Origin of the sequence: Citrobacter farmeri (assembly GCF_019048065.1) — a bacterium.
GTDB classification, from domain to species: domain Bacteria; phylum Pseudomonadota; class Gammaproteobacteria; order Enterobacterales; family Enterobacteriaceae; genus Citrobacter_A; species Citrobacter_A farmeri.
Genome location: NZ_CP077291.1, coordinates 454,200 through 480,126 on the forward strand (window position 1 = coordinate 454,200; position 25,927 = coordinate 480,126).

The window sequence follows — 25,927 nt, forward strand, 5'->3', positions numbered from 1 at the left end:
ACCCATGCAGCAACAGGCACTTATCTCCAGTGAATATTTATAATGGGTTCGGATATGTCACAAATCTGCCGTTTCAGGGCCGGAATGCTGCCCTGCATGCTGATGTTATGTACCGGGAGTCTGCTGGCTGGCGTTGCTTCGGCAAATCAGCCTGACCCGTTATATGGTCACGTCAACATGCAGGGCAGTATTATCGATACCCCTTGCGCCATCGAGACGACCGATCTTGAGCAGACCGTTGATATGGTCATCACCACGACGGGCGAGATAGTTGATGATGGCAAGGGAAAGCCACAGCCTTTTTCACTGACACTCATCAATTGCATATTTAACACCTCAAAAACAGACGGCCAGCGTTTTATGACGACATTTGATGGCCCGACTGATAATGGTCTTTTCAGTATTCATGGTGCAGAAGGTGTTGGTCTGCAAATAGCTGACATTGAAGGTAACATCGCCATCCCCGGCAAGGCATTACCGGCGGGCTCGCTGGCATCGGGCACTCAGCGTCTGGATTACACACTGCGTTTAGTCAGAAACCATACCCTTCTGAAACCGGGCGTATATCAGGCATCACTGCGTTTTAAAGTTGATTATTTCTGAGATATGAAAATGGACAGTATTATCTCATTTACTGGTGGTCGAATTCCGCTAAAAATATTCCAGGGAGCATTGCGCCCGGTAGCCGCAGGTATACTGATTGCCATTATCGCTATGCACGGCGCGCAGGCTGAAGATATTGTTGAATTCAACACCGATGTTCTGGATGTAAAAGAACGCGGTAATATTGATTTAGGGCGTTTTTCCCAGGTTGGCTATTTGATGCCCGGAAAATATCAGTTTGTTGTCATTATCAATAAAGCTGAGCTTCCGGAGCAACCTGTAGAATATCTGGTACCTGCTGATGACCCCAAAGCGAGTAAAGCCTGTCTGACCGCAGAGTTGGTTAAACAATTTGGCCTCAAAGAAGCAACACTCAAAAAAGTATCCTGGTGGCACAACGGGCAATGCCTCGATATCGCTTCACTGGAGGGAATGACGGTCACCCCCAACAGTGGAAACGGGACGTTATCCATCAGCATCCCACAGGCTTATCTGGAATATACCGCAGACAACTGGGATCCTTCCTCACGCTGGGATGAGGGTATCCCAGGTTTGCTGTTTGATTATAACGTCAATGCGATGAGCTCCCACGCGCATTCCAGCGGAGACGATAACAGCATCAGCGGCAATGGCGTGACTGGCGCAAATTTCGGCCCGTGGCGTCTGCGTGCAGACTGGCAGTCCCGGTATGAGCGCGCTGACGATCAGGGTACCCAAAAAAGCTGGGACTGGAGTCGTTACTACCTTTACCGGGCAATTACGTCGTTGCGGGCCAAAATGGTGCTCGGCGAAAACTCACTGGACTCTTCCATATTTGACAGTTTCCGCTTCAGCGGCGTCAGTCTGATAACAGATGATAATCAGTTGCCGCCAAACCTGCGCGGCTACGCGCCGGAAGTAGCCGGTGTGGCAAAAACAAACGCCAAAGTCACCATCAGCCAGCAGGGGCGCGTGATTTATGAAACCACCGTCGCCGCGGGGCCATTTCGTATTCAGGATATTAACTCTGCGGTTTCCGGTAAGCTGGATGTCAAAGTGGAGGAACAGGATGGTTCCACCCGAATCTTTCAGGTTGATACCGCCAGTATTCCTTACCTGACCCGTCCTGGTCTCGTGCGTTACAAGTTTTCCGCCGGGAAACCTTCCGATAGCAATCACCATATGCAGGGGCCGGAGTTCGGCACGGGCGAATTTTCCTGGGGCATAAATAACGGCTGGTCGCTGTACGGTGGTGCCTTGCTTGCGGGTGACTACAACGCGCTGTCACTCGGTATTGGTCGCGATCTCCTGGCGTTCGGGGCTGTCTCGGCAGATATCACCACGACGCGGGCGAAGTTACCCGGTGAAGGGACAACAAGTGGCAATTCCTACCGTCTTAGCTATTCAAAGCGCTTCGATGAATACGATTCTCAGGTGACATTTGCCGGTTATCGCTTTTCAGAGCGCAACTTTATGAATATGTCTGAGTATCTGGATCGGCGCTATGGCGAAAATGATAGCAGTGGAAGCGATAAAGAACTTTATACCATCACGCTCAATAAACAGTTTCCGTCAGTCAACCTCAGCGCCTATCTGAATTTCAGCCATCAGACTTACTGGGATCAGAGATCCAGCGATAGCTGGAACTTATCCCTCTCACAGTTTTTTGACATCGGGCGCTTCAAAAATGTCAGCGTCAGCCTGACGGCATATCGCACAAAATACGATGACTCCAGTGACGACGGGATCTACGTGGGTGTGACGCTACCCTGGGGCGACAGCGGCACGCTGAATTATAACGGGCAGTTTAGTGACCAGAACAGCAACATGGTGGGTTACTACGACCGTATTAATAGCAATACCGACTATCGCATCAATGCCGGCAGCGCCTCTGGCGATCACGCCACCGGAAACGGCTATATCACCCATGACGGTGATATAGCCACTATGACCGCAAACGCCAGTTATACCGATGGTGAATACAACGCCGTGGGCATGTCGCTGCAGGGCGGGATGACGATGACCGGGAAAGGGACCGCCTTACATCGTACCAACATTCCGGGTGGGACCCGAATGCTGGTAGACACGGAAGGCGTAGGGGGCGTTCCCATTCAGGGCGGCAGTGGCGTGGTTCATACCAATGCCTTTGGCAAAGCCATTGTCAGCGACATCAGCAGCTATTACCGCAGCAGTATAAATGTCGATCTTAACGCGCTGCCGGAAAATGTCGATGCCACACGCTCCGTGGTGCAGGGCACGCTGACAGAAGGCGCGATTGGCTATCGCCGGTTTGGCATCCTCGCCGGTGAGAAAGCCATGGCCGTGGTGAAACTGACCGATGGAACATCCCCGCCGTTTGGTGCAGAAGTTCGCAACCAGGAAGGTACCCAGACAGGGATTATCGGTGATGGTGGTCAGGTCTGGCTGGCAGGAATTCAGCCTGGAGAACAAATGAATGTGATTTGGGATGACGGCGTGCAGTGCAGAATCCTCCTGCCATCAGCACCGCCGTCGCCGGGTAAAGGACTATTGCTGCCCTGTAATAAGGCATAACGCTTTCCGCAACACGCTTGCTTCAGTATTCAGCCTGCGCGGAATCCTTAATTATCAACTTCTTATTTAGTGAACGACACATGATGACTTTACACTCCACGCTAAAAACGGCCCTCGGTGCCCTGGCGCTTATCCTGCTGGCGCAACAGGCGCAGGCCGCGATCGCACTCGATCGTACCCGGGTGGTCTTTAACGGCAGCCAGCGTTCAACAACGCTCACCATAAGCAATCAGAACACTACGCTCCCTTATCTTGCTCAGGCATGGATTGAAGATGCGAAGGGGACAAAAGTGGAGTCGCCACTGAGCACGCTTCCGCCGGTGCAGCGTGTTGAACCCGGTGCTAAAGGGCAGATTAAAGTTCAGCCAACGGGCAACCTGTCTTCGCTGCCGCAGGATCGCGAAACCCTCTTTTATTTCAACGTTCGTGAAATTCCGCCCAAAAGCGACAAACCTAACACGCTGCAACTGGCTCTCCAGACGCGGATAAAAATGTTTTACCGTCCGCAGGCCATTGAGCTGCACAGAGGCGAAGAAAGCGAGGCGCAGAAAAAAATAACGCTGACCCGCCAGGGCGACGGTTATCAGCTGAATAACCCGACACCGTATTACGTGACGATTGTCACCGCCGCCGCATCGCAAAAAGGCGCAGAGATCGCCAGTTTCAAACCCGTAATGGTTGAACCCAAAGGCAGCATATCACTGGGTATCAGCGCATCCGCACTGGGGAGCCAGCCCGTTCTGGCCTTTATCAACGATTTTGGTGGCCGCCCGAAACTCGTTTTTAGCTGCAGCAACAGCACCTGCTCGGTAAGTAGCGTGATCGCAGGCTGATAAAACAGCGCCTGGGGGACTGTGATGAACAAATCGAAATATCCTGCTCAAACGGCAATAAAAAACGCTGTTCTGCTGGCGGGGATCCTGCTGAGCTTCGGCAGCTATGCCGCCAGTGACGAAAGTGCGGGTGGAATGCAGGGCACGCTCAACGTCAACGGTTTTCTGCTCGAATCTCCCTGTGGGCTGGATATGCGTTCGGAATTTCAGGTCATCGAAATAAAAGACCCGGGTATCACCACGCTGAGTAAACCCGGCGATACCGGCACGCCTCTGGAGCTCATTTTCCGCCTGCCCGGTTGCAGAGCCGCCCATATGAAGAGCACCACTGGCAGCATTAAGTCCATGGTGAGATTCATGTCGCAGGCGGATCCGGATGAACCTTCGCTGTTCCGGCTGAACGGCGCGACAGGCGTCGCACTGAGAATAATGGACAGCCGCGGACGACAGGTGCTGCCGGGAGAGAGAAAAAATCCCGCCTTTAAGAACTCTGCGGGCAATCTCCTGGTTTATACCGTTATCCCCGTGCGAACGAAGGCGAAGTTAACCACCGGGAATTTCGAAGCCACCATTGATTTTGGGATGCTCTATGAATGATAACCCCTGCGGTAAGAAAACCGGGTTACAGCGTTTATTACCTGCGTTTTTCCGGATTGTCGGTGTACTGGCATTTTTATGCCTAACGGAGAATGCGGCAGGCAATACAGGCAACCAGTATACGCTGAATATTAATATCGACGGCACCATCGTTGCCAACGGCTCCTGCTCATTTAACCAGGGTAGCTCAGTGACGGTCGATTTCGGTGAGGTAAAACTCAAAAGCACCGGAAGCAATACGGTAGCGCTTGATGGTGATTATCAGCGCCCGCTCGCCAGCACATTTACCTGCACGGGCGATACGGCAGGCCTGCTGCAAATGAAGTTCACCTCCTCATCCGGGAGCTATGTGACTTATAACGGCACTCAGGTTCTGGGAACCGATAAAGGCATTGTTGGTATTGAACTGTTAGTCAACGGTACTCCGCAAAATATGGGGGTATGGTTTAACGTCGCTCCCGATGCCCAGCCAACCCTGCAGGCGCAACTGGTCCAGGTGAGCACCACGAACAGCAGCAATGTCGTAAGCGGCGATACCTTTACCGCCTCCGGCACGCTGATGCTGGCTTTTAACTGAGGTTATCCGGCTATGAACGTAAAGAACATCGCCTTTGTTGTCGCCCTGCTCGTGAGTTTCCCCACGATAACGCAGGCAACACAAAGCGGAGATACCATGGACGTTACTTTTCAGGGCCATTTTCTGCTCTCTGCCCCATGTACGATCAGCTCGGATGATGTTATTGAAATCAAGTTCGGCAATGTTGATGTCAATAAAGTGGATGGCGTTAATTATGTGCAACCCATTCGCTGGACGATTGACTGTCACGGCGCGCCAGCCGACGCCGCCCTGAAGCTGAAAATCAGCGGTACAGTGACTCCGTTTGAAAACACCGCGCTTACCACGTCGGTGACGGGTTTAGGGATCCAGATTCTGGCAAACGGGCAGGGGATGAAGATCAACGAGCCGCTGGAGACAACCCTGTCAGAAGCACAATCCATCGCGCTGACTGCGGTACCGGTAAAAGATCCCCTCACAACGCTGACCACACAGGCATTCAGTGCCGTGGCCACCCTGACGGCGGAGTATCAGTAAGTGAATCCGATGATGAAACGATATCTCCCCATCGCAGGCCTTCTTTTTAGCGTATTGCTGCCCGTGCAGTGCGCGAAGGCGACAGAGAACAACTTACAATTCAGCGGCAACCTGGTGAGCGAACCCTGCAAACCAGACCCACTGACTAATGACCTCACGGTGTATTTTGGTTCAGTAATAGAGAAATCTCTGTATCTGGATACGCGTACGAGTGACGAAACGTTCACCATAAATCTGACGGAATGCGATACGTCAATCAGTCGTTCTGTCGTCATGACTTTTAAAGGGTTAGAAAGCGATGCGCTGCCGGGTGACCTGGCGGTGACCGGCGTCACCGGTATCGCCATTGGTCTGAAAAACCCTGACGGCACACCCTTACCGATCAATCAGCCTGCGCCGCAGTTAGCCCTGTCAGACGGTGCTAACAGTTTTACGTTCAAAGCGTACGTGACGGGTGAACCGACGGCTATTCAGGAACAATCAATTACGCCTGGAGATTTCACCGCAACGGCAACCTTTGAAATGGCCTATCCATAAGGCAACAGGATACCTATTCTATGAGTACCACTTTTATTCAGTATGGTAAGAGAATTAACCGCAGGGGGATATTATTCACTCTGATGCTATTATCGCTTATCTGGTCATGCCTGCCCGTTTCTGCATTAGCGGATGCGGTGATACACCACGGAAATGGCTATGCGCGCAATGCGGATTTCGTTAACTACCCCAACTGTCCATCCGGTGGCGACTGGGAACCGGCAGCCCCTGGGGCGGCAATTGTAGGTAATAGTTGTAATGTTCTGTTTGGCGATGTTTATGTGCCAAAAGCTGGAATGTACTTTATCCGGTTTTATGTGGGGTTACAGGATAACCACTCGGTCCGTGACTATGCGGATAGTACAAAATTCTATCTTGATACAACGAAACCGATATCCTCTCAAGCAGATAGCATATCAATAACAACATATACTAAAAAACTAGGCTCACAGTTTATTTACCAGGATGTCGCATTTTGTGATGTGCTGGTTGATGCGCAAGGGGAGGAATATGAGCTAATTCCGGGGGGGCCTTGCGCGTCTTCAACGCCACTCCCGCCCGATCCGCCGCCGCCAGAGACGTCCTGCAGCATCAATAGCGGCAGCGGCCTGAGCGTTCATTTTGATTCGATTGATCGTGCTGATTTATCCACCGAACCTGGCGTCGGCAATACGGCAATAAAAAGCCTTCAGATCCCGGTTAATTGCACGGGCGGCGTTGATGTATCCGTTAAGATGCAGCTGACGCAATATACCCCTCTTAAAATTAATAGCACGGAGGTTATAAAAACCACCACCAACGGGCTGGGCGTGGCTGCGCTTTATAACGGCCAGACGCTGACCACCGCAACCAGCATTCCCGTTACGCTAAAAAGCGGTTCGAATACGCTGAATCTGGATTTTCAGGCGGTGCGAAACCCAGCGGTTGCTGTAGGCGATGTTCCTCCCGGGTATTTTACCGCAAATGCTGTTCTGGTGATGACGCAACAATAAATGGAGATGACATTCGCAGTGAATTATCGCCAGAACAGACGTGCCGATGCGGGTGTGACGCTAATTTCAGGTATCTGGTTTTGCGGCCTTCTGAATTATATTTTGCCTAATCATGGCGGTGCCGGGCTGAATTTGCCGCAAAATCTGTTGGCATGGTCCGTTATGGCGCTCATTGGGCTGTGGTGCCTGTATCGCCTGCCAGAAAAGCGTGAAGTGGCGCTGCCTTCCGGTACTCTGCTGGTGATGGCAGGCATCCTGCTCTGGTCATTACCTCTGCTCTGGACGCCCAGAGCAGACTGGCGTCTTAATGCGCTGCCCAGGGTGCTGGCCCTGTGGGGTATGGCTGGTTTCTGGCTTCTGCTGTTATATGCAACGTCAGGCATACGGTTACGCGCCCGCTGGCTGCTTATTCTGGTCACCGCAGCCCTGATGCAGGCCGGCTGGGCGGTGTGGCAATTTTTTCAACCCGATGTATTAGCGGGCGGTCGTCCCTACGGCAGTTTTCAGCAGGTTAACGTTCTGGCGTCGTTTATTGCGACCGGGGTGGTTTGCGCGCTATGGCTCTTTTTACATAACCGGCGATACCGCTGGGTATCCGCCGTCGCCGTGCTTATTTTACCCGCCGTGCTGGTTATTTTACAAAGCCGCGCCGGTAGCCTGGGGGCTGCATCCGGCGTTATTCTTCTCTCTCTGTCGAAATGGCCGCAGCAAAAACGCAGAATAACGAATGCCTGTTTATTAATCACCGCAGGTATTGGTATCGGTCTGGCCGGACTGCATCTTATCAATGTCATTTACCCGGATTTTAGCGTTATTGTCGATAAAGAAAACTCAACGTCAGCACGAATATATATGTTAAAGCTGACCTGGCAGCTCATTCTGACGCACCCCATTATGGGATGCGGCTACGGCAGTTTTGAATCATTATTTGGCCAACTGGCACAAATAACCCCGCCCGGTCTTGAAGCAGACACCATGCAATATCCACATAATGAACTGCTTTATGCCTGGGTTGAAGGCGGGATTGTCGCGGTCATCGGTATTCTGTTAATCGTTGTCGGTATTCTTAAACGGTTATGGGGAAAAGGCGGGACGAAATATGCTGGCGTGGCATTATTATTGCCTCTTGCAATACACACCAATCTGGAATACCCCCTTTATCAATCGGCAACACACTGTCTGACACTCATTATGCTGCTGGTTATTTCTGGCCGTCAAATTGTGACGACACATGAAGACGAAATAAAACAGCCGTACCGGGTATGGCGTATTCCGGCAGGGATTCTCACCGTCGCAATTCTCCTGTTTATGATAACCGGGCTACAAACTCAGGCGCGGATCACAAAGATCGAGCAACAAGGATTAATGCCGTTAGCGGTAAATGAACAGGCCGAATTAAAAGCGTTGCTCAATCCTTATAGCCAGTATGAGCGGCTGGAGTTCGACAGACATGTAGCGATGCTATTAAAATTTAATTTAACCAGAGATCCCGCACTGCTGGAGCAATTTCGCCACTGGGCGGAAGCTTACCTGGAGTTACACAATGATCCGTCGGTGTATGCCAGTTTGTTGATGATCGCCCGGGCGTACCATCAACCCAATGCGGAAAACATTTGCCAGCAGGCAAAAGGACGCTGGTTATCCGATCCCCGATTTGTTTGCGCAGAGAAAAAATAGTTTGAAGGGGGGCGCGCTGCCGATGCTGAAAGTGCCCTTGCCAGGCTGGTGGACATGCGAAAGAAGACGTTAACGGGCTCCGTATTCAGCCGCCTCCTCGCGGCGATTCTCGAGTAATGACCCGCTGGCAGTGTTATAACTCTGCCAGCCTCCTCGCTTTTAACATAAGCGTTCTGTTGCAATAACAACGGTTACCGGCGCAGTATCTGCTGCAGCCGCTTCTGCTGCCAGCGGCTGATCAGCCCGCGAAAAACAAACGTCCTCATGCCACGAATAAACAGCAGTGCAAACCAGATCCCCGCTAACCACAATGACCATGCGCTGGTCGGGGCCGTAAAGTGGTTAAGAATAAGCAGCAGCGCACAGACAACGATAGCCGTAATAACTGACCGGTAAAAACGGCCTTCCTCAGCGAGGTAGCTCTTTGCCTCGGCAATTCTCTGGTCGAGCGCGTCATCGACAGGCGCGTCAGGGCCGGAAAGATCCGCCACACTCACCTCAAATACAGCTGCCAGGGCGCTCAATGTTTCCAGGCTGGGTTGATCGCCATTCTCAATGCGCTGCACCGTGCGCACACTCAGCCCGGACAGTTCGGCAAGCTGCTCTTGGGACCAGGCCCGCGCAAGACGCAGCGACCTGAATTTGTTGGTATTACTCATTTTATGTCTCCGAATGGAAGGTGGTCAGCACACAGTGTTGCCCGGACAATCCTGCACGACCACGATCATAACCCGACAGTAACGTGACAACGGTCTGACACGCGCTTTGAGGTTTTTGAAGTCCTGACTTCAGGAGCATAAACGGTCGGATTTAACATACAAGTTCTTATGCAACTTCTGCTTCTGGTACGCGGCGGAAAAATAATGGTCCGCTGTGAGCGAGGAGCGGAAGTTCTCATTTTTTATCATAACGAAGGAAAGCATGGCTAGCATACACAATGTATTAATGAACGGGTGCGGGTCGCGTTAATATTTAACTTAAGATGATTACGAACAAAAGTCATTGAGCAATTATTCAGGTTTAAAGCCTGGTCTGCCGTTAGCTGAACGCCAGTTTTTTATCTCATTGATAATTCCTTGTGTTGAATTATCTGCATTCGGTTCAGGATGATATATAAGATCCCAACCATCGGGATGCTCTGTCAATTGACTAAATTTATAAATGGCTTCGTCATGAGCTGATTCTGATAGGAAATCAGCCGTTCTGATTTTTGTAATGAAGTCATAGAACCCTTTCTCTGTATAACTGGATAATTTTTTTCAGCCATGTTACTTATCCTTGTGAATATCAATATGCCGTTTAGGTGTTATGACCTGCTCCTTGCAAACTAACATACCATGAAGAAAGTAACATCCGCTTCAGGCACGAAGCGGAGAAGTTAACTAAGCTGAAGGCCCGTAGTGAGCGAGGAGCGGAAGTTCGCAATCAAGTCGGCACGGGGATTATTAGCATTGGCGTGTATTAATCAAAGGGGAGCATGTCACAGATTTTGGAACTAAGGTCAGCCCCTGGCACACAGGAAACGGCAGGTTCAGCAGACGAGGAGACAGAACCAGCCTGATCTTGACGTGTCGTCAATAAAGTAAATGATGGATATTTGAAGAAAACGCATGTTACCGCATTTCTCAGATGAATTGTTTTTCGTACCTATTTAAATGATGTTTAAAAAATTTTTCATAATCTTCTGCGGCACTAACTAATATGGTGACTGTTATAGCAGGTTCACCTAGCTCTTGTGACAAATCTTCGATAGCGATAAAACCACAGATTATTTCTTCATCAGTTTCGCTAATGAATAGTTTACATCCCGTTGTATCGGCATTTGGAACGTAAAACTGAGTTGGTATTAAATCCCCATGAACGATTCCCATTGGGGGATCACCAAATTCTAATTCAGAGACACCAATAGTTTTGCCTTCTTTTCTAATCTCAAATATCACTTCATTCCCCTTGAGCCATTGATGTTTTTGGCGATAACCTCGTTGATAACTAATGTAACAATGCCTCGGAAAATGAGAAATTACTTTATCAGTAATGTCCGATTCTGGCACATAAGCGACCTTCATCGTTTTTTCAGTTCAGGAAATACGTCAATGCACTTTCAGAAGGGTTATCTGGGGCTTTCCAAATAAAGCTTAGGTCGATGCAGAACAAGAGTGGCCGAATGCCTTTATTACCCTTACCAGAAGGGAATCAATGAAACCTGATTCCTAAGTGCGGACAAAGACCAGATGCAGCCTGGTGGTAAAGAATCCACTCGCCATGACACATGATGGAAAGCGTGTTTATGGGCAATTTGAAGTGTGGCAGGCAACGTCACCGCGACCGGAAGAGTAGGGCACTGCTCGAGAGAAATACTCAGGCTGGATGGCAGAACACAGGAATGATATCAGCAGTCAAGTTGCCCCGATCTCTGGCGGAATCCCCAAAAGCAAAAAACCAGCCCGTAGGCTGGTTTCTTTAAATTAGTGGTGCCCGGACTCGGAATCGAACCAAGGACACGGGGATTTTCAATCCCCTGCTCTACCGACTGAGCTATCCGGGCAACGGGGCGCATTAAACCGTAATCACGCACGTCAGTCAACCTAATTTCCGGAAAAGCTGTTCAACTGCTTAACTTTGCGGCAATTCCGCATAAGCAAGCCGGTTCTGTCAGGTTAGCGCGCCACCCTGACGGCACTGGGCAAAGCGCAGAATATCTTCTGCCAGGCGATGCGCCGTCTCTACATCCGCATGGCTGCGATTGACCAGCATACGGCTCAGACAGCCCTCCAGCACCAGTTCCATCTGTTTAGCCACCATTGACGGATCGTCAATCTCCAGCGTGGTTAACAGCTCGTGGGTAAAATCGTGCGCCGCGCTTTTTTGCTGATCCGCCAGTTGATGAATGGGGTGCGATGGATCGGGATAAAACGTACAGGCGGCGATAAACAGGCAGCCCGGGTAGCGATTATTACTCACGCATTCTGCCAGCGCGCTGTAGCGGGCCAGCAGCTTTTGTTCAGCACTCAGCGAGTCATCCAGCAACAGTTGGCGACGCCAGATATCCACCTGCTGGCTGAGATAGCGCAGCGCATCATACAGAATGGCCTCTTTGTCCGGCCAGAAACGCTGCATTTCGTCGAGCGGATAATCAACACGCTCAGCTACCATCTCCAGCGTAGTATTCGCAATCCCATGGATCTCGAGTAATTTTAGGGCTTCTCCCAGGACATCTTCACGTTGCACGGTCATTCCTCCGTCTTTACCTCTGAAAGTGTCGCTCACGGTTGGCGATCGCGCAAATGCGCACTAAACGTCGCCGCATCCATAAAGCCCGTTACCCGTGTTTGCGGGTGCTCCTGACCTTGTGCATCAAAGAACAGAATGGTTGGTAGTCCTAACACCTGTAAATGTTTCAGCAGCGCCACGTCCTGCGCGTTATTGGCGGTGACGTTTGCCTGCAACAGCACCGTCTCACCCAGCGCCTGCTTTACCTGTGGATGACTGAAGGTGTACTTTTCAAACTCTTTACAGGCTACACACCAGTCGGCGTACAGATCCAGCATAACCGGTTTGCCTTTTGCCTCGGCCAGCGCCTGATTGAGCTCCTCAACGCTTGCCACCGGTTTGAAGTCCAGATGCGCCTGCGCCTGAGTTACCGTCGTGCCAAACGCCCAGTCCTGAAGCGGACGCACACTGACCAGCGCAGCCGCCAACAGGATTATCTGTACGAGGCGCATCCAGCTACGTGTCGCTTGCAGACTGGTGATAAACGCCCAGCCAAAGAAGGCCACGCCCAGCAGTGACCACAGGCGTAAACCCCACGTATCGCCGACGATTCGCTCCAGCAAAAAGACCGGCAGTGCGAGGATAACAAAACCAAATGCCGTTTTGACCTGCGCCATCCACGGTCCGCTTTTCGGCAGCAGACGGTTGCCAAAGACGGTGACCAGCATCAGCGGCAGCCCCATCCCCAGCGCGTAAAGGTACAGCGTACCGCCGCCGAGCCACAGGTTCCCGCTCTGGGCGATGTACAGCAAGATGGCGCTCAGCGGCGCGGTTGTACACGGCGAACAAATCAGCCCGGCAATCGCGCCCATCACAAAAACGCCACCCGCAGAACCCCCCTGCTGACGATTACTCATCAGCGTGAGGCGCGTTTGCAGCGACGATGGCAGTTGCAGGGTGAACAGGCCGAACATCGACAGGGCAAGCAGGGTAAAGACCACCGCCAGGCCGATTAAAACATACGGATGCTGAAGGGCTGCCTGGAATTGCAATCCGGCGGCGGCCACCACCAGACCCAGTGCGGTATAGGTCAGCGCCATCCCTTGTACGTAGATGAATGTCAGCAGCAGCGCACGTCCAGTGGAAAGACGCTGTTTACCGCCAAGTACGATGCCGGAAATCAGCGGATACATCGGCAGTACGCAAGGGGTAAAGGCGATGCCAATGCCGATCAGCAGCGCCCACAGGGCAGAGAAGGGGAGCTGTGCAGGCGCGTGTTCCGGTTGTGGTGGTTGTGTGACTGCTGGCGTCGCCGGTTTTGGCTCCGCGCTGGCGACCACTTCGCTCAACGGCACGGTTTTGCTTTCCGGCGGATAGCAAAAACCCGCGTCGGCACAACCCTGATAGGTTACCGTCAGCGTTGCGCCTGACTGCGCCTGGTTGATGGTCACCGGGATCGTGAGCGTATTACGGTAGATTTCACTTTTACCGTAGAATTCATCTTCATGCCAGACGCCCGCCGGTAGCGTGACTCCCGCGATCTCTGCCTGAGCTGGGGTAATGCTGATCTGCTTGCGATACAGGTAATACCCGTCTTTCACCTGCCAGGTGAGATTCAGATCGTGTTGGTTTTGCTGAAAGTCAAAGGCAAAAGCCTGGTCCGCAGGGACAAAATTCGAGCGACCCGGCGCGTCGAAAAGTCCGGCAAAAGTCGATGTGCTGCAAAGAAGCAGGATCAGCGTAAAGATGCGTTGAGCCATGAGAGGTAATCACTGTCTCCATGAGTAACGGGTAAAACCAAAAGTTCGGGCGTCTGATAGGGGTGATGAGACTTCAGGCATTCGAGTAAGGCGTCCTGATATACCACCGACGTTTTTAAGATCATCTGAACTTCGTATTCCTGCTCCAGTTTTCCTTCCCAGTAATACAGCGAGGTCGCACCGGGAATAATCGTGGCACAGGCCGCCAGTTTTTCTGCCAGCACTTTGGCCGCCAGATCCTGGGCTGTGGCTTCATCCGGCGCGGTGCAGAGCACAACAACGGCATCGGGGAGGGAGATATCCTGACGACTAACATCATGCATAAACACCTCGAATGAACAGAATGACCCACAAAAGAGTGGTCACTATACAACGGACGAGGAAAGGATGTTAGACAAAGGGAAGGGAAATGCGGGGCGTGAACACGCCCCGCAGGTAACACTTACAGCATGAAACTGCCCAGCAGGAAGCCGAAGCAGACCGCCAGTAAGACACCCAGCGTACCTGGGATGAAGAACGGGTGGTTAAAGACGAATTTACCGATACGTGTTGTCCCGGTGTCATCCATCTGTACCGCTGCAACCAGCGTTGGGTAAGTTGGCAGAATGAACAGACCAGAAACCGCCGCGAAAGAGGCAACCGCAGTCAGTGGAGAAACGTTCAGCGCCAGCGCCATCGGCATCAGTGCTTTAGCGGTTGCTGCCTGAGAGTACAGCAGTGCAGAAGCAAAGAAGAAGATCACCGCCAGCAGCCACGGATGGCCCTGAATCACTTCACCTGCAGTGTCTTTGATCCAGTCAATGTTGTGAGAGACGAAAGTATCACCCAGCCATGCAACGCCCAGGATACAAATACAGGCGCTCATACCGGCTTTGAAGGTGCTGGAGTTGAGGATAGCGTCAGTTTCCACTTTACACAGAATAGTGGTCAGCGTCGCGACGCTCAGCATGATGATAAGGATAGCGTTAGTGGTGTTCATCAGCGGTTTCTCAACCAGACCGAGGCTCGGGCTGTTGACGATCGCATAAACAACAACGCACACCACGCCCAGCAGGAACAGCCAGACGGAGTTTTTCGCCATCGGTTTGATTTCGATCTGCTTCTCACCGCGCAGCTCGATCAAACCCTCTTCCAGACGCTTGCGGTACACCGGATCGTCAGAGAGTTTGGAGTTGAACAGCATGGTCACCAGGAAAGACATCACCAACACCGCCAGCAGCGTGGACGGAATGACCACGGACAGCAGGTGGATGTAGCTAATGCCATGACCTTCCATCACTGAAGACATGTAAACGACCGCTGCGGAGATTGGCGATGCGGTGATCGCAATCTGAGCGGATACCACGGCGGTGGAGAGCGGACGGCAAGGCTTGATGCCTTGTTCCTTCGCCACTTCTGCGATAACCGGCAGTGTCGCCAGGGAGATGTTCCCTGTACCTGCAAAGATAGTCAGGAAATAGGTCACGATCGGTGCAAGGATCGTGATGTATTTCGGGTTACGACGCAGCAGTTTTTCCGTCTGGTTAACCAGATAGTCCAGACCGCCCGCAACCTGCATCGCGGAGATAGCAGCGATAACTGCCATGATGATGGAAATCACATCGAACGGGATGTTACCCGGTTTCACGCCGATAGCGGCAAGAACCAGAACACCCAGTCCACCTGCAAATCCAATCCCGATGCCCCCAAGTCTGGCACCCAAAAAGATTGCCAGCAAAACAATGATAAGTTCGACAACTATCATATTAGCCTTCCTTGTTGTTTAACAAGTTGATATTAAATTGTTGTTATTTAGTAACTTCTTATAAGAAAAAAGGCACGTCGTCTGACGTGCCCTCCTTGGTACTACCCTGTACGATTACTGTTCGCTTTCATCAGTATAACGTTTTGCTTTGTAAGCCGGGTGCATCAGGTTCTGTGCGGAGAAAATATCGTCCAGCTCAGCTTCAGTCAACAGACCGCGCTCCAGCACCACTTCACGTACGCTCTTACCGGTTTCGGCGCAAATCTTACCAACGATGTCGCCGTTGTGGTGGCCGATGAACGGGTTGAGGTAGGTGACGATACCGATAGAGTTGTAGACATACCCTTCGCACACTTCTTTGTTAGCGGTGATACCGTTAACACATTTCTCCAGCAGGTTGTAGCAGGCGTTGCTGAGGATGTGAATGGATTCAAACATCGCCTGACCAATCACGGGCTCCATCACGTTCAACTGCAGCTGACCAGCTTCAGATGCCATGGTGACAGTGATGTCGTTACCGATGACTTTGAAGCATACCTGGTTGACGACTTCTGGTACGACCGGGTTAACTTTCGCTGGCATGATAGAAGAGCCCGCCTGCAGTTCCGGCAGGTTGATCTCGTTCAGACCGGCACGTGGGCCAGAGGAGAGCAAACGCAGGTCGTTACAGATTTTGGACATCTTCACAGCCAGACGCTTCAGGGCACCGTGTACCATAACGTAAGCGCCGCAGTCAGAGGTCGCTTCAATCAGGTCTTCAGCCGGAACGCAGGCAAAGCCGGTGACTTCCGCCAGTTTCTGTACTGCCAGCGGAGAGTACTCTTTTGGCGTATTCAGACCGGTACCGATAGCCGTTGCACCGAGGTTAACTTCCAGCAGCAGTTCAGCTGTACGTTCGATGTTTTTCACTTCTTCTTTCAGCAGTACGCTGAAAGCGCGGAATTCCTGACCCAGGGTCATCGGAACCGCATCCTGCAACTGGGTACGACCCATTTTCAGGATGTCCTGGAACTCGACAGCTTTACGCTCGAATCCTTCACGCAGTTGGTTGATAGCGTCGACCAGTTTAACGATAGAAGCGTAAACGGCGATGCGGAAACCGGTTGGGTAGGCGTCGTTAGTAGACTGACATTTGTTCACGTGGTCGTTCGGGTTCAGGTACTGATATTCACCTTTCTGGTGACCCATCAGTTCCAGCCCGATATTGGCCAGCACTTCGTTGGTATTCATGTTGACGGAGGTGCCTGCACCGCCCTGGTAAACGTCTACCGGGAACTGGTCCATGCATTTGCCGTTATTCAGGACTTCATCACATGCGGCAATGATAGCATTCGCTACACTCTTAGGGATGGTCTGCAGCTCTTTGTTCGCCAGCGCTGCTGCCTTCTTAACCATTACCATGCCGCGCACAAATTCAGGGATGTCACTGATTTTGTTATTGCTGATGTAGAAGTTTTCAATCGCTCTCAGAGTGTGAACACCATAGTAGGCTTCGGCTGGAACTTCCCTGGTACCCAACAGATCTTCTTCGATACGAATGTTGTTTAACATGTGAACCTTCTTTATTTAAAGCTGCCAATGAATGCACTAAACACACAGAATATATGTGGTTTCGATTGTTTCTTGACCGACGATTATCCCCTACATCGGTCTGGTCAACGAGATCATATTCTGCTCCAGAAATTGTGCCGTAATCTGGATCACTTTAAGTGTGGTAAATTACTCCTTAATTATTATTTTGTGAAATAGGTCACCGCTTTAGGATTAACTCTAAAAATATGTGTACAAACAGCTTGAAATTTTGCGAACTACCCCTATATCGCAACTAATGCGAATCGCAACTATTTTCGGGCCGACGTGCGCATCACGGCGGTCGTTTGAGGAGAAACCTTTTGCGCTGGATACCGTTACTTGCCGTCTTTCTCTATGTTTATATTGAGATTTCTATCTTCATCCAGGTCGCCCATGTGATGGGTGTACTGATGACGCTCATCCTGGTGATCTTTACCTCAGTCATCGGGATGTCGCTGGTACGTAATCAGGGATTTAAGAACTTTTTGTTGATGCAGCAGAAAATGGCGGCAGGAGAGAGCCCTGCTGAAGAGATGATTAAGAGTGTTTCGCTGATCATCGCGGGTCTGTTGCTGTTGCTGCCAGGCTTTTTCACCGACTTCCTCGGTCTGCTTCTTCTATTACCACCCGTGCAGAAGCACCTGACGATGAAGCTGCTGCCGCATTTGCGTTTTTCCCGGATGCCAGGCGGCGGCTTTAGCGCCGGAACGGGCGGGGGTGACACCTTTGACGGTGAGTTCCAGCGCAAAGACGACGAGCGTGACCGTATTGAACATAAAGACGATCGTCGCGACTGATTCCCGCAGGCCCGGTAAGCGTCACCGGGCATTTTCACCGAACCGGCCTACATGTGATTTTCAGCCCTCTTCCGTTTCGGTAAAAACAGCCACAGTATTGCCAGCATAATCAGCGCATACAGACTCTTCCAGCCGACCATCGCCAGTAAAAGAAGGCATAATAATCCGCCCACCATCGCCAGCGCGCGATACCGACCTTTCAATAAGCGACAACCTGCCAGCATGCACAACAGATAGATCATGATAAAAATGCCGTTCGCGTAGACGATGAGCGCATCGAGATTGATATCTAACGCATAGATGCACAGCGTACTGATCACGCAGCAGCCCAGTACGGCATTGAGCGCGTTGCGTGGAATATGACGAGAAGAGAGGCGGGCAAGGTAATGGTCCGGATTGTACTGCGCCTGTGACCACACCAGACGGGCAAAACTCTGTATATAAATGTTGAGACTGGCAAAGCAGGCCAGATAGCCGATCACACAGGCCACCCACAGTGCCTCAACACCAAACAGTTGCACCACAATTTTCGGCAGCGAGGCCGCCGCCGCCATTGTTTCGCTATAGGCGTCAAAATGCAGAACGACAACGGTGCAGGCCCAGTAAACCGAACCGGCCAGCAGCAGGCCAATCATCAGCGCACGCGGGAAATCCCGTTCCGGATCCTTGAATTCAGAGGCCAGATGAGCGAACGCTTCCAGGCCGACGAAACACCAGAACATCACCGACAGCGCGGAAAACAGCCCCGACATCTCAATATCGCCTGGCGCAGGGAAAGGAATTTCTGTCGGCTTGAGGTCGCCAGCCCACCAGATAGCGACAATCAGTGCCACAATCAGGCCCGCAATCACCGTTTGCAGGTTTGCACTGGAGCTGGCGCCGCGTGAACCGATGAACCACACCAGCGCCAGGGTGCCGAGTTCAGCCAGCAACAGCTGCCAGCCGTGCCAGCCGAACATCGCCTGACCAAACCCGGCAGCAATATGCAGCGCAGCAGGAAGTCCCACGGGGATGACAGACAGAAACAGCCAGCCGGTGACCCGTTCAAGATGCGGGCCAAATGCCATGCCGACGAAATGGGCGACGCCGCCTGCGCTGGGGTAATGGCGGCCTAGCAGGGCAAAAACAATCGCAACGGGAAACACCAGAACAATCAAAACGGGCCAGGCCCACAGGCTGTTATTACCTGCCACCAGCGCTGCCAGCGCCGGGACGGCAAATACGCCTGTTCCCAGTAATGATGTTGACAACAGGCCAATGCCTTGAGCCAGTCCAAGCTCTTGTTTCAGTCCACTCATGAGTTGTTATCCGTTTTCGCCTGGATTCCAGGCAACTGCGCAGGTTTTCGATGTTATCACAATCAGATTTGCTTATGACGTCAGCGATTAAATTGGCGAGAAATGTGAGGTAAGTAGTGTTTTTACAGGATTTTTCGCTGAAGAGAATTTTTTTTCGCATTGCCCCTTGAAGGGGCAAAACCCCATCCCCATCTCTCTGGACACTAGCCGGGAACCTTAGCGGACCGGCGTCACCCATGACTGATAAAGACTTTCTCAAAGGAGAGCTATCAATGAGTATTCGTCCGTTACATGATCGCGTGATCGTTAAACGTAAAGAAGTTGAGTCCAAATCTGCTGGCGGCATCGTTCTGACCGGTTCTGCAGCGGGTAAATCAACTCGTGGCGAAATCATCGCTGTCGGTAAGGGTCGCATCCTGGATAACGGTACCGTACAACCGCTGGACGTGAAAGTCGGCGACATCGTGATTTTCAACGATGGTTACGGTGTGAAATCTGAGAAGATCGACAATGAAGAAGTGTTGATCATGTCTGAAAGCGACATTCTGGCAATTGTTGAAGCGTAATCCGCGAACGACACTGAACATACGAATTTAAGGGAAAGAGAAAATGGCAGCTAAAGACGTAAAATTCGGTAACGACGCTCGTGTGAAAATGCTGCGCGGCGTAAACGTACTGGCAGACGCAGTGAAAGTCACCCTCGGTCCGAAAGGCCGCAACGTGGTTCTGGACAAATCCTTCGGCGCACCGACCATCACCAAAGATGGTGTTTCTGTTGCACGTGAAATCGAACTGGAAGACAAATTCGAAAACATGGGCGCGCAGATGGTGAAAGAAGTCGCCTCTAAAGCGAACGACGCTGCGGGCGACGGTACCACTACCGCGACCGTACTGGCTCAGTCCATCATCACTGAAGGTCTGAAAGCCGTGGCTGCGGGTATGAACCCGATGGATCTGAAACGTGGTATCGATAAAGCGGTTGCCGCTGCGGTAGAAGAACTGAAAGCGCTGTCCGTGCCGTGCTCCGACTCTAAAGCGATTGCTCAGGTGGGTACCATCTCCGCTAACTCCGACGAAACCGTAGGTAAACTGATCGCTGAAGCGATGGATAAAGTCGGTAAAGAAGGCGTGATCACCGTTGAAGACGGTACCGGTCTGCAGGACGAACTGGACGTGGTTGAAGGTATGCAGTTTGACCGTGGCTACCTGTCCCCGTACTTCATCAACAAGCCGGAAACTGGCGCAGTAGAACTGGAAAGCCCGTTCATCCTGCTGGCTGATAAGAAAATCTCCAACATCCGCGAAATGTTGCCCGTTCTGGAAGCCGTTGCGAAAGCAGGCAAACCTCTGCTGATCATTGCTGAAGATGTGGAAGGTGAAGCACTGGCGACCCTGGTGGTTAACACCATGCGCGGCATCGTGAAAGTGGCTGCGGTTAAAGCACCTGGCTTCGGCGATCGTCGTAAAGCGATGCTGCAGGATATCGCTACTCTGACCGGCGGTACCGTTATCTCTGAAGAGATCGGTATGGAGCTGGAAAAAGCGACTCTGGAAGATCTGGGCCAGGCAAAACGCGTTGTGATCAACAAAGACACCACCACCATCATCGATGGCGTGGGTGACGAAGCGGCAATCCAGGGTCGTGTGACTCAGATTCGTCAGCAGATCGAAGAAGCAACGTCCGACTACGACCGTGAAAAACTGCAGGAGCGCGTAGCGAAACTGGCAGGCGGCGTGGCAGTTATCAAAGTCGGTGCTGCTACCGAAGTTGAAATGAAAGAGAAGAAAGCCCGCGTTGAAGATGCCCTGCACGCGACCCGTGCTGCGGTAGAAGAAGGTGTGGTTGCTGGTGGTGGCGTAGCGCTGATTCGCGTAGCCTCCAAAATCGCTGGCCTGAAAGGTCAGAACGAAGATCAGAACGTCGGTATCAAAGTTGCGCTGCGCGCAATGGAATCCCCGCTGCGTCAGATCGTTCTGAACTGCGGTGAAGAACCGTCTGTTGTGGCTAACACCGTGAAAGCGGGTGACGGTAACTACGGTTACAACGCCGCGACCGAAGAATACGGCAACATGATCGACATGGGTATCCTGGATCCGACCAAAGTGACCCGTTCTGCTCTGCAGTACGCGGCATCTGTGGCTGGCCTGATGATCACCACCGAGTGCATGGTGACCGACCTGCCGAAAGGCGACGCGCCTGACTTAGGTGCTGCTGGTGGTATGGGTGGCATGGGTGGTATGGGCGGCATGATGTAATTTAATCTTCATACTTCAAGCCGCAGGTGCGTTGGCTGCGTTTATTCACCCCGGTCACTTACTCATGTAAGCTCCCGGGGAGTCATAAACTTGCCGCCTGCCTGCAACCTGAATTATTCGATTAAATCAGCATCTCGCGAAAAATGAGAAACCCCCGGGCAGAAATGTTCGGGGGTTTTTCTTTTGGTCATCTTTTTAGTATAAGATTCAGTGACGGACAAAACGTCCAGCGCATTGATTATGGGGAATAACATGCACGTGAAATATTTAGCAGGGATTGTCGGTGCCGCGCTACTGATGGCGGGTTGTAGCTCCAGCAACGAACTGAGTTCCGCAGGACAAAGCGTTCGCTTTGTTGAAGATAAGCCAGGTGCTGAATGTCAGTTGATTGGTACGGCGACCGGGAAGCAGAGCAACTGGCTTTCAGGTCAGCACGGTGAAGAAGGCGGTTCTATGCGTGGTGCGGCAAATGACCTGCGCAACCAGGCGGCAGCCATGGGCGGCAACGTGATTTATGGCGTCAGCAGCCCAAGCCAGGGCATGTTATCCAGCTTTGTCCCCACCGCCAGTGAGATGATTGGTCAGGTTTATAAGTGCCCTAACTAACAGGCTTTGTGGTTGCAGGATATTCCTCTTATCAGGCCGGTGCTCATGTACCTCCAGGCCTGATAAGCGTAGCGCCATCAGGCGTGTTGGGTTGCGGTATTAACGGACTGAACCCGTAAATGATGCAGCGCGCGTAGGCATTGTTCCTGGGTCAGCGTTTGTGTTTTATCCGCCGTCAGCGTTCTGACAAAGGCCTGACACGGTTTACCCGCCAGCTTTTTCAGCCTCGGGCTAAAATCGAGTAAACGCCGGGAAATGGCTTCCGCCTCTTTGCTGTCAGACGGGACGCGGGTTTTCACGACGGTGCCGCTGAAGTGCTCCTTTCCTGCGTCATCCGTAAAACGGTAAAGCACTGCAAGATAATGTGTGAAAAGCGAGTGCTTCCATTCTGGCTGTGTATAGGCGTCGTATTCCAGTCGTTCATGGTCCAGACAGTCCGCATCATACAGCGGCAAAAAGTCCAGCAGCGAAGAGATCCGCAGCGCCAGTTCCCGCATGCCAGCGTTCTCTATCGCCCGAAAAATGGCATACACCAGAACGTCAATTTGCAATTCGTTCACCCGCAGGATGTGGGTATTGCCATCGTGAAGCGTGAAGGTCAGTGTTAAGTGATCGCCACTTTCGTCGGTTAAGGCGACGGCGGTAACGCGACGATGAATATCGGCATGTCGAAGTTCGTCTTCCACCATCGCAGGTATGTTTTCCTGCATTTTCTTACTGATATTATCGCGCGTTTTTTCGTAGTGCTGACGTTCGGCGGCATTCAGTTGCTGCTTTTGATGCAGACGACTCTCCACGGCGATCAGCAGGTCGCGTAATTCCAGTGCTGACAGGAAAAACAGCGACTCCTTGTTCCTCGGCTCTTTAATTTTTAGCGCCAGGGCTATGAATTCGTTAGCTTTACGGATAACACCTGTATTAATCCCTTTGATACTGATAGCCATAAAGGTTCTCCCTCACCAATGATAAATTCAGCGATTAGTTGTGGCCTATAGATATGATTTTGAAATGTATAGTTCGCAAGGCGTCGCTAAAATAGCATACAGAAAGGAGGTGTCGGGAGATTTGGTAGCAGGTGTCCGAAAACGGACACCTGCTGGAGGGGTTACTGCTGACGCAGTTGTAAATCCAGCGGTGTTTTACTGGGTTCGCCGCCAATTTCCCGCGCCAGTTTGGGCACCATATAACCCGATACCAGAGTAAGCAGTTCGCGCACGATCTGGCGTGCTTCATCGTCCGTCACCATGAAATGCGCCGCACCCTGAACTTTATCCAGCACATGCAGGTAATAGGGCATGACGCCCGCGTCAAACAGTGCATTACTGAGGTTCGCCAGCGTCTGCGCGTTATCATTGACGCCGCGTAGCAAGACGCTCTGATTGAGCAGCGTAACGCCTGCGGTGCGCAGTTTCGCCATCGCTTGTCGAAACGCGTCATCCACCTCGTTTGCATGGTTGATGTGATTTACCAGCAGGATTTGCAGCGAAGAACGGGTGAAGCGGGCAACCAGCTCCCCGGTAATTCGCGCAGGGATGACGATGGGCAGACGGCTGTGAATACGCAGGCGTTTGATATGGGGAATGGCTTCCAGTTGCGTGAGCAGCCACTCCAGCTCATGATCTTTAGCCATCAGCGGATCGCCGCCGGAGAAAATGATCTCATCCAGCTCGGTATGCGCGCTAATGTAGTCCAGCGCGGCCTGCCAGTTTCGCTTATTTCCCTGATTTTCTGCATACGGGAAGTGGCGACGGAAGCAATATCGACAATTTACCGCACAGCCACCTTTTACCAGCAGCAACGCCCGGTTGTGATATTTATGCAGCAAACCTGGCACGACGCTGTGTTGTTCCTCAAGCGGATCGGTGGAGAAACCCGGCGCGGCGATAAACTCATCCGCGGAGGTAAGTACCTGACGTAGAAGTGGATCGTCTGGATTACCTTTTTCCATTCGCGCGATAAATGCACGCGGCACGCGCAGGGCGAACAGACGTTTGGCGTCACGCCCGGCCAACAGTTTTTCATCTGCGTCTATATTCAAAAGACGCAGGAGTTCATCGGGATTGGTCACAACATCGGCAAGTTGCGATAACCAATCTTCTCTGGATGGGGTATTTAGGGTTACAATATGCGCCATTTTGTGGCTTAGCTACCAGTTAACAATTTTCAGAGGGCCTTATGGCAACGTACTATAGCAACGATTTTCGTGCTGGTCTTAAAATCATGTTGGACGGCGAACCTTATGCGGTTGAAGCCAGCGAATTCGTTAAACCAGGTAAAGGTCAGGCTTTTGCGCGCGTTAAACTGCGTCGCCTGCTGACCGGTACTCGCGTTGAGAAAACCTTCAAGTCTACTGACTCTGCTGAAGGCGCTGACGTTGTGGATATGAACCTGACTTACTTGTACAACGACGGTGAGTTCTGGCATTTCATGAACAACGAAACCTTCGAGCAACTGTCTGCAGATGCTAAAGCCATTGGCGACAGCGAAAAATGGCTGCTGGATCAGGCTGAGTGCATCGTGACCCTGTGGAACGGTCAGCCTATCTCCGTGACGCCGCCGAACTTTGTTGAACTGGAAATCGTTGATACCGATCCGGGTCTGAAAGGCGATACCGCAGGTACGGGTGGTAAGCCGGCAACGCTGTCTACTGGTGCAGTGGTGAAAGTGCCTCTGTTCGTTCAGATTGGCGAAGTGATTAAAGTGGATACGCGTTCAGGCGAATACGTCTCCCGCGTGAAATAAGCCGCGCTTCAGCTCATTATGGTGCAGCGTTTTGCTGCGCCATTATTTCTCCAGGGCAGGAATGATGAAACGTCTTCTCGGTCTTGTAACACTGGCTCTTCTCGCCGCCTCGTTGCTGGCAGGCTGCAATACCGCACGTGGCTTTGGTGAGGATATTAAGCACCTCGGCAATTCCATTTCTCACGCGGCCAGCTAATTTTCTTCTCGTCGTCCTAAAAAGCGTCTATCTCCCGCCATTGTTCGGGATCTTGTCTATGATTAAGTGGCACTACATAAACAACATAGGCTAGAAAAGGAAGACGTTATGGTTAAAAAGACAATTGCAGCGATCTTATCTGTGTTGGTACTCTCCTCCGTGTTAACTGCCTGTAATACCACGCGCGGTGTGGGTGAGGATATTTCCGACGGCGGCAACGCCATTTCGGGTGCAGCAACCAAAGCTCAGCAGTAGCCGTGTAAACGGTACGGCGAGTTTGTCGTGCCGTTAATTTTTCAGCTCAGACGGCGCAAGAAACGGCGAAAAGCGATTATCCATGTGTAATTTCACGCGGATATTACGTTTATAGGTGTACACCGTTTTGCCATGAATGCTGAGCGCACAAGCAATCGCGTTATTGCTTGCCCCTTCCATCCACATCGTCAGCACTTTCTCTTCCTGTGGAGTAAGCAGCGTCGAAGCATTGCCGGGCGCTTCGGATACCGAACCTGTCAGCAGGGCGCTGTGGATATTTTCAGCCAATTCCGCCAAAGAGATCTGCTTGGTTAATGACGCACAGACCGGATAGTGCAGGGTCTCAGCTACCACGCCACCAGACTCCAGTAATATCAACGGACTGCCACCGCAGGCGAGAAAAAACGGGGCAATATACTGGGCCGGCGAAGTGTCATTGAGAAAACCGTATAAGTCCGCGATGACCAGGTGAGGCTTCCATTGCTGGATGTGCTCTTTCACCAGTAAGAGATTATTGAGTCCAGAGACCAGAAACGATGTATTAAAGCGTTCGGAATGATTAAGCCATGCCTCGATCCCTGTACGGGTGAAGTGGCAACGGTCAATCACTAATATTTTTAACATAGC

The 25,927-nt window shown here is 51.7% G+C and carries 28 protein-coding genes and 1 tRNA gene; 16 read left to right on the forward strand and 13 right to left on the reverse strand.

All coding sequences use genetic code 11. The annotated features are described in order from the left end of the window. The first annotated feature begins 96 nt into the window (after positions 1–96). The 9 genes from I6L53_RS02080 (at position 97) to I6L53_RS02120 (ending at position 8,864) form a co-directional block, all read left to right on the forward strand. Positions 97–603 (forward strand): fimbrial protein, encoded by a 507-nt coding sequence (locus tag I6L53_RS02080; RefSeq protein ID WP_052425394.1) that lies wholly within the window; start codon positions 97–99, stop codon positions 601–603. Between the two features lie 9 nt (positions 604–612). Continuing rightward, entirely contained in the window at positions 613–3,135 is a 2,523-nt protein-coding gene (locus I6L53_RS02085) for an outer membrane usher protein (protein ID WP_084196611.1), read from the forward strand. Positions 3,136–3,218: 83 nt separating this feature from the next. After that, on the forward strand, positions 3,219–3,968 hold the full coding sequence (locus tag I6L53_RS02090) for a fimbria/pilus periplasmic chaperone (RefSeq protein WP_042321493.1): 750 nt from the start codon (positions 3,219–3,221) through the stop codon (positions 3,966–3,968). A gap of 24 nt (positions 3,969–3,992) precedes the next feature. Continuing rightward, positions 3,993–4,565, forward strand: a complete 573-nt coding sequence (locus I6L53_RS02095) for a fimbrial protein (RefSeq protein WP_052425395.1) — start codon at positions 3,993–3,995, stop codon at positions 4,563–4,565. Next, a complete protein-coding gene (locus I6L53_RS02100; RefSeq protein ID WP_042321326.1) occupies positions 4,558–5,142 on the forward strand; it encodes a fimbrial protein in 585 nt (194 codons plus the stop codon). Before I6L53_RS02095 ends, I6L53_RS02100 begins: the two co-directional genes overlap by 8 nt. A gap of 12 nt (positions 5,143–5,154) precedes the next feature. Continuing rightward, positions 5,155–5,658, forward strand: a complete 504-nt coding sequence (locus I6L53_RS02105) for a fimbrial protein (protein WP_042321328.1) — start codon at positions 5,155–5,157, stop codon at positions 5,656–5,658. 9 nt (positions 5,659–5,667) lie between these two features. Beyond that, complete coding sequence (locus I6L53_RS02110) at positions 5,668–6,195, forward strand: fimbrial protein (RefSeq protein WP_232231089.1); 528 nt, start codon at positions 5,668–5,670, stop codon at positions 6,193–6,195. 20 nt (positions 6,196–6,215) lie between these two features. Next, positions 6,216–7,187, forward strand: a complete 972-nt coding sequence (locus I6L53_RS02115) for a fimbrial protein (RefSeq protein ID WP_084196608.1) — start codon at positions 6,216–6,218, stop codon at positions 7,185–7,187. Next, positions 7,188–8,864: a PglL family O-oligosaccharyltransferase gene (locus I6L53_RS02120; RefSeq protein ID WP_240527974.1), complete on the forward strand. Its 1,677-nt coding sequence runs from the start codon at positions 7,188–7,190 to the stop codon at positions 8,862–8,864. It begins immediately after the preceding gene. A gap of 191 nt (positions 8,865–9,055) precedes the next feature. Here the strand turns inward: I6L53_RS02120 and I6L53_RS02125 are convergent, their stop codons facing one another. The 9 genes from I6L53_RS02125 to aspA form a co-directional block, all read right to left on the reverse strand. Next, entirely contained in the window at positions 9,056–9,523 is a 468-nt protein-coding gene (locus I6L53_RS02125; protein WP_042321331.1) for a helix-turn-helix domain-containing protein, read from the reverse strand. A 351-nt stretch (positions 9,524–9,874) separates the two neighbouring features. Beyond that, complete coding sequence (locus tag I6L53_RS02130; protein WP_042321333.1) at positions 9,875–10,081, reverse strand: bacteriocin immunity protein; 207 nt, start codon at positions 10,079–10,081, stop codon at positions 9,875–9,877. Between the two features lie 408 nt (positions 10,082–10,489). Beyond that, positions 10,490–10,930, reverse strand: a complete 441-nt coding sequence (locus I6L53_RS02135) for a hypothetical protein (protein WP_217437565.1) — start codon at positions 10,928–10,930, stop codon at positions 10,490–10,492. Positions 10,931–11,333: 403 nt separating this feature from the next. Further along, positions 11,334–11,409, reverse strand: a tRNA-Phe gene (locus I6L53_RS02140). Positions 11,410–11,516: 107 nt separating this feature from the next. Continuing rightward, positions 11,517–12,092: a transcriptional regulator gene (locus tag I6L53_RS02145; protein ID WP_042321505.1), complete on the reverse strand. Its 576-nt coding sequence runs from the start codon at positions 12,090–12,092 to the stop codon at positions 11,517–11,519. A gap of 35 nt (positions 12,093–12,127) precedes the next feature. Continuing rightward, positions 12,128–13,834 (reverse strand): protein-disulfide reductase DsbD, encoded by a 1,707-nt coding sequence (locus I6L53_RS02150; protein WP_042321340.1) that lies wholly within the window; start codon positions 13,832–13,834, stop codon positions 12,128–12,130. Next, a complete protein-coding gene (cutA, locus tag I6L53_RS02155; RefSeq protein WP_042321344.1) occupies positions 13,810–14,157 on the reverse strand; it encodes a divalent cation tolerance protein CutA in 348 nt (115 codons plus the stop codon). The genes I6L53_RS02150 and cutA overlap by 25 nt, the downstream gene beginning before the upstream one ends. A 119-nt stretch (positions 14,158–14,276) precedes the next feature. Beyond that, positions 14,277–15,578: an anaerobic C4-dicarboxylate transporter DcuA gene (gene dcuA / locus I6L53_RS02160; RefSeq protein WP_042321346.1), complete on the reverse strand. Its 1,302-nt coding sequence runs from the start codon at positions 15,576–15,578 to the stop codon at positions 14,277–14,279. A 114-nt stretch (positions 15,579–15,692) separates the two neighbouring features. After that, positions 15,693–17,129: an aspartate ammonia-lyase gene (gene aspA / locus I6L53_RS02165; RefSeq protein WP_042321348.1), complete on the reverse strand. Its 1,437-nt coding sequence runs from the start codon at positions 17,127–17,129 to the stop codon at positions 15,693–15,695. A 341-nt stretch (positions 17,130–17,470) separates the two neighbouring features. Here aspA and I6L53_RS02170 point away from each other — a divergent pair, with 341 nt between their 5' ends. Then, positions 17,471–17,947, forward strand: coding sequence for an FxsA family protein (locus I6L53_RS02170; RefSeq protein ID WP_042321350.1), 477 nt, complete (start codon positions 17,471–17,473; stop codon positions 17,945–17,947). A gap of 47 nt (positions 17,948–17,994) precedes the next feature. On the opposite strand, the gene yjeH is transcribed toward I6L53_RS02170, so the two are convergent. Beyond that, positions 17,995–19,245, reverse strand: a complete 1,251-nt coding sequence (gene yjeH / locus I6L53_RS02175; RefSeq protein ID WP_042321353.1) for an L-methionine/branched-chain amino acid transporter — start codon at positions 19,243–19,245, stop codon at positions 17,995–17,997. Positions 19,246–19,517: 272 nt separating this feature from the next. On the opposite strand from yjeH, the gene I6L53_RS02180 reads away from it, so the two are divergent. The 3 genes from I6L53_RS02180 (at position 19,518) to I6L53_RS02190 (ending at position 22,107) form a co-directional block, all read left to right on the forward strand. Next, complete coding sequence (locus tag I6L53_RS02180; protein ID WP_000027827.1) at positions 19,518–19,811, forward strand: co-chaperone GroES; 294 nt, start codon at positions 19,518–19,520, stop codon at positions 19,809–19,811. Between the two features lie 43 nt (positions 19,812–19,854). Then, positions 19,855–21,501 (forward strand): chaperonin GroEL, encoded by a 1,647-nt coding sequence (gene groL / locus I6L53_RS02185; RefSeq protein WP_003025464.1) that lies wholly within the window; start codon positions 19,855–19,857, stop codon positions 21,499–21,501. Positions 21,502–21,753: 252 nt separating this feature from the next. Then, positions 21,754–22,107 (forward strand): DUF4156 domain-containing protein, encoded by a 354-nt coding sequence (locus I6L53_RS02190; protein WP_003025468.1) that lies wholly within the window; start codon positions 21,754–21,756, stop codon positions 22,105–22,107. A 77-nt stretch (positions 22,108–22,184) separates the two neighbouring features. Here I6L53_RS02190 and yjeJ read toward each other — a convergent pair whose 3' ends face one another. Both yjeJ and epmB read right to left on the reverse strand, forming a co-directional pair. Next, positions 22,185–23,051, reverse strand: a complete 867-nt coding sequence (gene yjeJ / locus I6L53_RS02195; protein WP_042321355.1) for a YjeJ family protein — start codon at positions 23,049–23,051, stop codon at positions 22,185–22,187. A 161-nt stretch (positions 23,052–23,212) separates the two neighbouring features. Continuing rightward, entirely contained in the window at positions 23,213–24,241 is a 1,029-nt protein-coding gene (gene epmB, locus I6L53_RS02200) for an EF-P beta-lysylation protein EpmB (RefSeq protein WP_042321358.1), read from the reverse strand. Positions 24,242–24,282: 41 nt separating this feature from the next. Between epmB and efp the strand changes: the two genes are divergently transcribed. The 3 genes from efp (at position 24,283) to ecnB (ending at position 25,300) form a co-directional block, all read left to right on the forward strand. Further along, positions 24,283–24,849, forward strand: coding sequence for an elongation factor P (efp, locus tag I6L53_RS02205; RefSeq protein WP_042321361.1), 567 nt, complete (start codon positions 24,283–24,285; stop codon positions 24,847–24,849). 61 nt (positions 24,850–24,910) lie between these two features. Then, a complete protein-coding gene (locus I6L53_RS02210; protein WP_042321364.1) occupies positions 24,911–25,045 on the forward strand; it encodes an entericidin A/B family lipoprotein in 135 nt (44 codons plus the stop codon). Between the two features lie 108 nt (positions 25,046–25,153). After that, positions 25,154–25,300 (forward strand): lipoprotein toxin entericidin B, encoded by a 147-nt coding sequence (ecnB, locus tag I6L53_RS02215; protein WP_042321367.1) that lies wholly within the window; start codon positions 25,154–25,156, stop codon positions 25,298–25,300. A gap of 33 nt (positions 25,301–25,333) precedes the next feature. Here the strand turns inward: ecnB and I6L53_RS02220 are convergent, their stop codons facing one another. Continuing rightward, positions 25,334–25,924 carry a helix-turn-helix transcriptional regulator gene (locus I6L53_RS02220; protein ID WP_042321370.1) on the reverse strand — a complete coding sequence of 197 codons (591 nt, stop codon included), beginning with the start codon at positions 25,922–25,924 and terminating at the stop codon, positions 25,334–25,336. Positions 25,925–25,927: the final 3 nt, after the last annotated feature.

Excerpts from the sequence above, each read along its gene's own strand:
- I6L53_RS02080 (WP_052425394.1), top strand. The coding sequence starts at position 97 with ATGCTGATGTTATGTACCGGGAGTCTGCTGGCTGGCGTTGCTTCGGCA.
- I6L53_RS02085 (WP_084196611.1), top strand. The coding sequence starts at position 613 with ATGGACAGTATTATCTCATTTACTGGTGGTCGAATTCCGCTAAAAATA.
- I6L53_RS02090 (WP_042321493.1), top strand. The coding sequence starts at position 3,219 with ATGACTTTACACTCCACGCTAAAAACGGCCCTCGGTGCCCTGGCGCTT.
- I6L53_RS02095 (WP_052425395.1), top strand. The coding sequence starts at position 3,993 with ATGAACAAATCGAAATATCCTGCTCAAACGGCAATAAAAAACGCTGTT.
- I6L53_RS02100 (WP_042321326.1), top strand. The coding sequence starts at position 4,558 with ATGAATGATAACCCCTGCGGTAAGAAAACCGGGTTACAGCGTTTATTA.
- I6L53_RS02105 (WP_042321328.1), top strand. The coding sequence starts at position 5,155 with ATGAACGTAAAGAACATCGCCTTTGTTGTCGCCCTGCTCGTGAGTTTC.
- I6L53_RS02110 (WP_232231089.1), top strand. The coding sequence starts at position 5,668 with ATGATGAAACGATATCTCCCCATCGCAGGCCTTCTTTTTAGCGTATTG.
- I6L53_RS02115 (WP_084196608.1), top strand. The coding sequence starts at position 6,216 with ATGAGTACCACTTTTATTCAGTATGGTAAGAGAATTAACCGCAGGGGG.
- I6L53_RS02120 (WP_240527974.1), top strand. The coding sequence starts at position 7,188 with ATGGAGATGACATTCGCAGTGAATTATCGCCAGAACAGACGTGCCGAT.
- I6L53_RS02125 (WP_042321331.1), bottom strand. The coding sequence starts at position 9,523 with ATGAGTAATACCAACAAATTCAGGTCGCTGCGTCTTGCGCGGGCCTGG.
- I6L53_RS02135 (WP_217437565.1), bottom strand. The coding sequence starts at position 10,930 with ATGAAGGTCGCTTATGTGCCAGAATCGGACATTACTGATAAAGTAATT.
- I6L53_RS02150 (WP_042321340.1), bottom strand. The coding sequence starts at position 13,834 with ATGGCTCAACGCATCTTTACGCTGATCCTGCTTCTTTGCAGCACATCG.
- cutA (WP_042321344.1), bottom strand. The coding sequence starts at position 14,157 with ATGCATGATGTTAGTCGTCAGGATATCTCCCTCCCCGATGCCGTTGTT.
- dcuA (WP_042321346.1), bottom strand. The coding sequence starts at position 15,578 with ATGATAGTTGTCGAACTTATCATTGTTTTGCTGGCAATCTTTTTGGGT.
- aspA (WP_042321348.1), bottom strand. The coding sequence starts at position 17,129 with ATGTTAAACAACATTCGTATCGAAGAAGATCTGTTGGGTACCAGGGAA.
- yjeH (WP_042321353.1), bottom strand. The coding sequence starts at position 19,245 with ATGAGTGGACTGAAACAAGAGCTTGGACTGGCTCAAGGCATTGGCCTG.
- I6L53_RS02180 (WP_000027827.1), top strand. The coding sequence starts at position 19,518 with ATGAGTATTCGTCCGTTACATGATCGCGTGATCGTTAAACGTAAAGAA.
- groL (WP_003025464.1), top strand. The coding sequence starts at position 19,855 with ATGGCAGCTAAAGACGTAAAATTCGGTAACGACGCTCGTGTGAAAATG.
- I6L53_RS02190 (WP_003025468.1), top strand. The coding sequence starts at position 21,754 with ATGCACGTGAAATATTTAGCAGGGATTGTCGGTGCCGCGCTACTGATG.
- yjeJ (WP_042321355.1), bottom strand. The coding sequence starts at position 23,051 with ATGGCTATCAGTATCAAAGGGATTAATACAGGTGTTATCCGTAAAGCT.
- epmB (WP_042321358.1), bottom strand. The coding sequence starts at position 24,241 with ATGGCGCATATTGTAACCCTAAATACCCCATCCAGAGAAGATTGGTTA.
- efp (WP_042321361.1), top strand. The coding sequence starts at position 24,283 with ATGGCAACGTACTATAGCAACGATTTTCGTGCTGGTCTTAAAATCATG.
- I6L53_RS02210 (WP_042321364.1), top strand. The coding sequence starts at position 24,911 with ATGATGAAACGTCTTCTCGGTCTTGTAACACTGGCTCTTCTCGCCGCC.
- ecnB (WP_042321367.1), top strand. The coding sequence starts at position 25,154 with ATGGTTAAAAAGACAATTGCAGCGATCTTATCTGTGTTGGTACTCTCC.
- I6L53_RS02220 (WP_042321370.1), bottom strand. The coding sequence starts at position 25,924 with ATGTTAAAAATATTAGTGATTGACCGTTGCCACTTCACCCGTACAGGG.